General features: G+C 72.5%; 1 pseudogene. It reads right to left on the bottom strand.

The annotated features are described in order from the left end of the window. Window positions 1–7270 (bottom strand): annotated as a pseudogene (locus tag AC31A1_RS42785) (hypothetical protein); the annotation flags it as partial.

The following is a 7270-nucleotide window of genomic DNA, read 5'->3' as shown; positions in this document are numbered from 1 at the left end:
GGCTGGGGGGCGGTGGGGACGGGGGTGGATGATGTGCCGTCGGTGTCGTCCTGGGCAGGCGCCTTGCCCTTGCCCTTGTCCTCGGTCTTGTCTTCGGTCTTGGGTGCGTCGGTGTCCTTGTCCGCCGTGTCTGCCGTGTCCGTCGGCGCACTGTGCAGGTCGGTGTACGTGGCGGTGGTGTCGGTGTTGCCGACCAGGGCGTCGAACGCGCTGTCCTGGGCGGAGGTCGTACCGGGGTCGCCGGACGTGCTTCCCTGGTCCCCGCCGGTGGTGTCGTTGTCGCCGTTCGCCGGGGGGTCCTTCGGCGGAACGGGAGACGTTGGATCGGGAGTGGTCAGTTCGGTATCCGCGTCCGAACTGTCGTCTCCCGCTGAATCCTCGTCCCCCGAATCCTCGCTCCCGGTGGTCGAGTTGTCGCTCTCGGAGATGTTGTCGTCGCCGGGGAGCGGGGTGTTGTCGGTGGAGGGACCCGCCGTGCGGGGGCGGCCCGAGCCCGGCCAGCGCGGGCTGACCGCGGCCAGCGTCGTGTGTGATGTGGGCAGCGCCGAGGGACCGGAGGCCAGCACCGGGCCGCTCGTGCCGGGCAGCGCGGTCTCCGCCGCCGCCCGGCGGGCCGCGGCGTCGTCGCGCATGCCGAGGGCGTTGCCGATCCGGGTGTCGATCTCGTCGAGCGTCTGCGCGGCCCGCTCATGGTTCTCGCGTGCGTCCTCGTGGACCAGGGCCGCGTCCGCCGCGAGCCCACGAGCCGTGCCTGCGTCCGCACGCCGGGTGCCTGCCTTGGCCCGCACACCCGGGAGCTGTGCCCGTGTCTCGTCCAGAGCCGCCACATCGCGGTCCAGGCCGGCCTGGGCGTCCCGCAGCGCGACACGGTCCAGCTCAAGCCCGGCCCGCACCTCGGTGAGATCGGCGTCCAACTTGCCGACCTGGGCGGTGACTTCGTCGATCTGCTGGGCGAGACGGGGGTCTACGGCGGGGGCGGGGGCGGTGGTGTCGTCCCCGGCCGACGGTCCTACGGCCGTTTCCGGCGCGGGTTCTACGAGCGTGTCCGGCGCGGATTCTACGACCGTCTCCGGCTCGGGTTCCACGACCGTGTCCGGCGCGACGGTGTCCGACGTGATCGGGCCCGGCACCGGAACGTTCTCCGTGTCGCCGGAGCCGGAGCCGGAAGCCCTCGTGTTCGAGGTCTCGGCGGCGCGGGCCGTGAGGTCGGCCAGTTGGCGGCGAGCGGTCTTGGCCTGGGCGCTGAGGCGTATCTCCTGGCGCTCGCCCTCGGAGACCGCGTCGGTGAGCGGGCCGATCGTGCGGCGGGCGTCGGAGATCCCGCCGGTCAGGGTCTTCTCGCGGTCGACGAGGTCGCGGAGCTCCTGTTCGGCCTGGTCCGCGTTCTGCTCGGCGGTGGTCGCGGCCGTGTCGGTCCGGTGGGCCTCGTCCGCCGCGTCCGTCAGCGCGGTGACCGCGTCGTTCAGGGCGTCCTGCGCGTCGGGCCGCAGCCCCCGCTGCTCGTACTCGTCGTCGAGCGCCGCGGTGTGGTCGGCCTCGGCCTGGTCGAACGCGGCGGCCTCGCGCTCGAAGTGCGCCCAGGCCTGGTCCAGGGACACGACACCGGTGGTGGAGTCCGACGCCTGCGGCCCGGTCAGTGTGCCGTCCGGGTCGAAGGTCCAGATGCGCGGGCCCTCCGGGCCCCGGGTGACGAGTTCCACCGGGCGCCCGTTGTCCCGGGCGGCCCGGGACGCGGCGTAGAGGGCCAGGGTCAGGCGGGAGCCGTCCGGGTCGGGGCCGGTGGCCACCCAGAACTGGAAGCCGTCGTCGGTGAGGTCGACGCCTGCGTTCAGGTTGTTCCGTACGTTCCGCAACGGGGTCGTCGCCCAGTCCTGCGGTGCGGTGTTGGTGCCCTCGGTGAGCAGGGCCGGGAGGTCGTAGACCTGGGGCACCGGATTCGGCTCGGTGATGCCGTGGCCGAGGGCGTCGCGCTCCTCGACGCGGATCGTGGCCGTACCGGTGACATGGCGGACGCCCTCGGGGCCGGTGACCTCGATGTGGACGTCGGCCCGCACCTCGTAGCTGCGGGTGCCGCGGCCGTCGGCGGGCAGGCTGGTGCTGCCGGTCTTGAGCCAGTCGCGGCGGCCGCCGGAGACTCCGCTGCCGAAGTTGCTCGCGTCCACGGGCCGTTGGAGCACCGGCGGGGTCGCGCCGAGGAGGTTGCGGTCGGGGTCGTCGGCGCTCATGACGAACGGCAGCGACAGCCCGGTGGTGGTGTCGGCGCCGGAGACCGTGCTGCTGCTCTGGGTGTTGATCCGCAGCCGGTCGAGGGTCACGTCGCCGCCGTCGGTGACCACCCTCGGCCGGTACAACGAGACGGTGAGGGTGGGCCGTTGGTCCGGGGCGTTCTGCAACGGGTAAGCGCCCGGCATCGACTCCAGCATGCCGCCGACCTGACGGGGCGTGTCCAGTGAGATCGTGCCGGCCTGGATGAGTTCGCCGAGCCGTACCGACGCGTTCTCGTCGGAGGTCGAGGCGGGTACGGAGCGCCAGCCGCTCCCGGTGTCCGGGGCCACCTGGTCGAGGGCGGTGTACAGCTCGCTCCACGCGTCGAAGCCGTAGACCGGGACGGAGCCGGTCGGGTGGAACAGGTCCGCGTCCAGCAACGCGGGCTGTGCGGCGGGCAGTTGGCGGGGGTCGACCCGGGACACCGAGGGCGGCGCGGGCGCGGGCAGCGGGGGTCGGGTGCCGTTCGTCTCGCTGCCGGTGAAGCGCAGGCTCACCTGGGCCGGTACCCGGACCTGGCCGCCGATTTCACCGGAGAGGGTGCGGCTGAGCCAGGAGCGGGTCGGCGCGTCGGCGTCGTCCCAGGCGATGACCCCGCGCTGCACCAGCGCGCCCACCACGTTGGGCGGCCAGTCGGTGACCAGGGTGGTGCGGACGGTGGCGACCAACTCGTAGTCCAGGCCGTCGAAGTCGGCGGCGCTGTCGGTGCGCAGCCAGTACCGGTCCTCGGCGGTGCGGCCGCTCTTGTCGACCTTGCTGGACGAGGAGACCACAGTGGCGGAGGGACCGAGCCGGTCCGTACGGTCGTCGGCGTCGGGGCGGCTGAACCGGGCCGTCGGGTTGCCGGCGAAACGGTGTGTCCGGCCCACCGAGGAGGAGAGCGAGTGGCCCTCCGCCGTGTGTGAACCCCATTGCTCTATACCGGACTTGTCGCCCGGCACGGCGGTGCCCCGCACGGCGCCCCGGTCCGCGGCGGTGCTCGTGGGGCGGGCCGAGAACGTCACCTCGACCAGGGCCGCGCCGCCGAACCGGTGGTGCCGGAAGCTGAACCTGGTCTGTCCGCCGCCGCGCCCGATCAGTGCCCGCTTCCCGGCGACGCCGGTGTTGTCGGCGATCAGCGCGGCGACACCGGGCAGGTAGGAGGCGTGGCCGGGGGTGGTCACGCCGGGGGCGTAGCGGTCCACCAACTGCCGTACGTCGTTGTGGAGTCGGTTGCGCTGCTCGATCGCCGGGGTCGGTGTCGGGCCCGTGCCGGGGTCGGAGAATTCGGTGACCGAGTTGACCGCGGCCAGGCCGAGGGTGCCGTCGCGGACGTACCGGTCGGGCAGGGGCGGGCTCGTCAGACCGGTCGTCGACGGGGCGGCCGGGCGCTCGGGCAGAGCTCCCATCCACCGTTCGTCGCGCCGGAGTTGACTCTCCGTCATCAGGAACTGGAGCCCGCGCGGCACGTCCACGGCGAGCGTGACGGTCTCCCCGGGCCCGAAACCGAGGGAGTTGGCGACCACGTTGCGGTGTCCGGACCGTACGGTGATCAGGTAGGTGACATCGGCCGTGACCCGGTGCTGGAGGCCCGACTGGGTGGGCGTCCGGTTGGTGCCGGTGCCGCTGATGAGGGTGTCGGACTTGTCGCTCTTGCGGTCGTACTGGTAGCGCCCGGACGGGTTGAAGCGGGACGGCGTGGACGGCGTGGGTGCCGGGGAGCCGGCCGGCTGCGAACTCGCGGGAGGAGTCGGCGGGTTGTTCTGGGTCGCCGAGCCGCCCACCCCGAACTGGTGTGTTTTCCCGAGGCCCTTGAGCTGCTGCGCCGAGTCGGCGGCGGAGATGCCGGTCTCCAGGTACTGGTTCACGCTCTGCGTCAGCCGGGGCGTGTGGGCGACGGCCTCGATCTCGATCGCGAGCTGACCGTCGGCACCGAGCCCGGGCAGCGTCAGCCCCTCCACCACGTAGGTGCCGCTGAAGATCTGGTGTCCCCGGCCGACCAGCGAACCGGGCGAGAGCGCGGTGACACGGGACTCGGCGCTCACCGTGGTGGTGTCGCCGAACGGACTCCCGACCAGCGAACTGCTCAGGAACCCGGTGACGTTGTCCACCAGCCTGGAGACGCGGCCGGGAGGGGCGGCCGGTTCGGCATCGGCGTTGGTGTCAGTGCTGGCGTGGGTGTCAGTGCCGGTGTCGGTGTCGACACCGGCGCCCGTGACGATCCGGCGGAAGGCGTCCTGAAGCGCCCCCGAACCCCGCACCACGTCGATCAGCGCGTCGTCCGGGACGCGGACCACGTCCGGGTGCGGATCGCCGGTGGCCGGGTCCGTCATGGCCAGGCGGTCCCGGTCCTCCTGCGTGACCTGCCGTACGGTGAACGGCTCACCGACCGGCGCAGGCTCCGCGTCGGCCCTCGTCCGCTCGTGCGGTACGGCCAGCCGGATCGTGCCCGCGACCCCCCTCTCCTGCGGGGCGTCCAGGCCCAACTCCGGGTCGGGCTCGCCGTGTTGGGCGGGCGGTGCCACCTCGCCGAACCGGGCCACGGGTTCCTGGCCCGAGCCCTCGTACAGGTCGAGTGTGAGGCGGGCCGGAACCCCGAACTCGTGGGTGTCCTGCCCGGTGCCGATGAAGAACTGGTCGTGGCCGAGCGTGGTGCCGGTGGTGTTGCCGAGCGTGGCCTGGCCGACGTACTGGTAGTCGCCGGTGGCGTTCAGGGTCCAGGCGCCGCCGTGCGGTGTGGGCACGGTGAGGCCGCCGCCGAACCCGGCGCCCAGGCCGTAGGTGTTGCCGAGCCGGGCGGTGCCGCCGCCGGCCGCCTGGGCCAGGCCCATGACCTGGATGTCGGGCAGCACCGTGCGGTGCTCCACCGGGCGGTTCGGGTCGCGCTGCGCGCCCAGCTCCAGCCGTACCCGGCGCCGTCCCGTCACCGAGGGGATCTCCAGGAACAGCGAGTGGCCGCCGTCCACCATGGAGTCCGTCGCCGCGCGCAGTCCGAGCGGGGAACGCAGTTCCTGCAGCCGCCGCAGGTTGTTCAACTGCGCCTGCACCAGCGTCTCGTCGGGCAGTCGGCCCCGGCGCGGGGCGTCCGCCGCCGGCGGCAGGAAGCCGCGGTCCCGCAGCCAGGTCTCCGCGTCCTCGAACAGCGGCTCCGCGTCGTTCTCGTCCACCCCGAGCGGCGCGATGGACTGGCCGATCGACTCCAGGTTCTCCAACTCGGGCGGCAGCACGCGCAGTTCGTCCGGCGCCGGTTCGTGTCCCGCCGCGTCCTCGGCGCTGAGCACCCGCAGATCGAGAGCGTGGGTCCAAGTCCCGGGCGTATAGGTGGAGATGGAGCCGTCGGGCCGGATCAGGGTGAGGGTGTACTCGACGTCCGCCTCGGTCAGCAGATGGCTGCGGTTGGTGCGCACCGCGTGCATGGTGCCCGCGAGGTTGCTGGTGCCGAACACGTTCTGTGCCGCGAGACTGGCGGTGCCCTTGCCGTTGACGGTGCCGCCGATGCCGTGGGAGGCGTTCGGGTGTCCCGCGCTGTGGTCGTTCGTGAAGGTCGGACCGATGCTGCCGGTGAAGGTCACCCCGCTGTTGAACGACGTGTTCTGGTCGTTCTTCACCGAGTTGACGACGTGGCTTTCGAGGTTGATCTTCTTGTCGAGGCTCTTGGCCACCGGGGTGGTGCCCCGGATGGTCGCGTCCAGCCGCATCATGCCGACCGCACGTCCGCGCGCGTCGGTGAGCACCGGCGAGTACAGCCCGCCCTCGACCTGCATCGGCAGTGTGCCCCGCAGGATCGGTTCAGCAAGGAAGTCCGCGAGTTGGGCCGACGACGTCTCGTCCAGGTCGTCGCTGAAGTTCGCCGCGGCCCCCTCGTACAGCCGTCGCGGATGCAGCACCGAGTCCACGCCGTAGATCGGCAGTGTCCTGATGTCGGCGGGTGCGGGCAGCTCCTGACCGGGATCGCTGTCGGCGTCCACGAGGTGCTGCGGGAACCAGATGGTGACCGACCCGTGCTGCTCGGCCGGACTCCAGTCGGGCGCGGGATCGGGATCGGGGCTCGCGACGACAACGGCCGTGTCCGTCACGCCTGTTGTGCCGGTCGTATCTGTCGTGTCTGTCGTATCCCCCGCATTCGCTACGTCCGTGTCCTGGGCCGGCGCGGCCACGCGCACCTGCCAGTTGTCGGTGAAGTCGTAGGCGCGGGAGGGCTCGTTGCTGCGCTGGGCGCTGGTGGTCTGCACGACCTGGGTGACGGTGGTCGAACCGTCCGCCTGGTTGTGGGTGATGGTCGCGCCCAGCGCGATGTCCACCCCGCGGACCGGGCCCGCCGCGGCGACCGGTATCGAACCGGTCCACGGCACCGGGATCGTCGAGAACGTGCCGGACGGCTGCGCGGAGACGATCTCCCGGGTGCCCTGCCCGCGCCGCTCCACATGCTTGTCGGGATCGCTCGGGTCGAGCGCGCCCTGCCGCGCGGACGGCCGCCTGCCGTCGAGCGTCAGCCGTACGTCCACCTCGTGGTCGACGCCGCCGACGTCCAGGACGATGCGGTGACCGCCGAGACTGCGCAGATACGGCAGGTTCAGCGCCATCTGCTCCGCCGACAGCACGTCCCGGAGCTGCGTGAGTACGGGGTCGTCCGGCTCCGGAGCGGGCCGGCCGAGCGCCGTGAGCACCTGGCGGTGCAGCCCGTCGACCACGTCCGGCGCGAACGGCTCCACGTGCACGAGCCCCACCTGGCCGTCGTGCCGCCGCCCGTAGCCACCGAGGTAGGAGCCACTACGACGGCCACCGCCGACCACCGACTCGGTCGGCGAGGTGGTGTCGCCCTCCGGGGAGGTCAGGGTGATGTCCGGGACCGGCACGACCGCGGGGACGGTCTCGGTCTCCGTCTCCGTGTGCGTGTCCGCCGGATCAACGTCCGGCGAGTCCGTGGCATGGGTGTCATGGAGCCCCGGCACGGGCGTGGACGTGGTGGCCACCGGGGTCAGCGCGGTGTCGCCCTGGTCGACGGTGGGGGTGAGCGGGGCGGGCG

This window comes from Streptomyces sp. P5F9, assembly GCF_057961495.1.
Note: the sequence above shows the minus strand (reverse complement) of the source record. Positions and strands in the feature narration are given on the sequence as shown.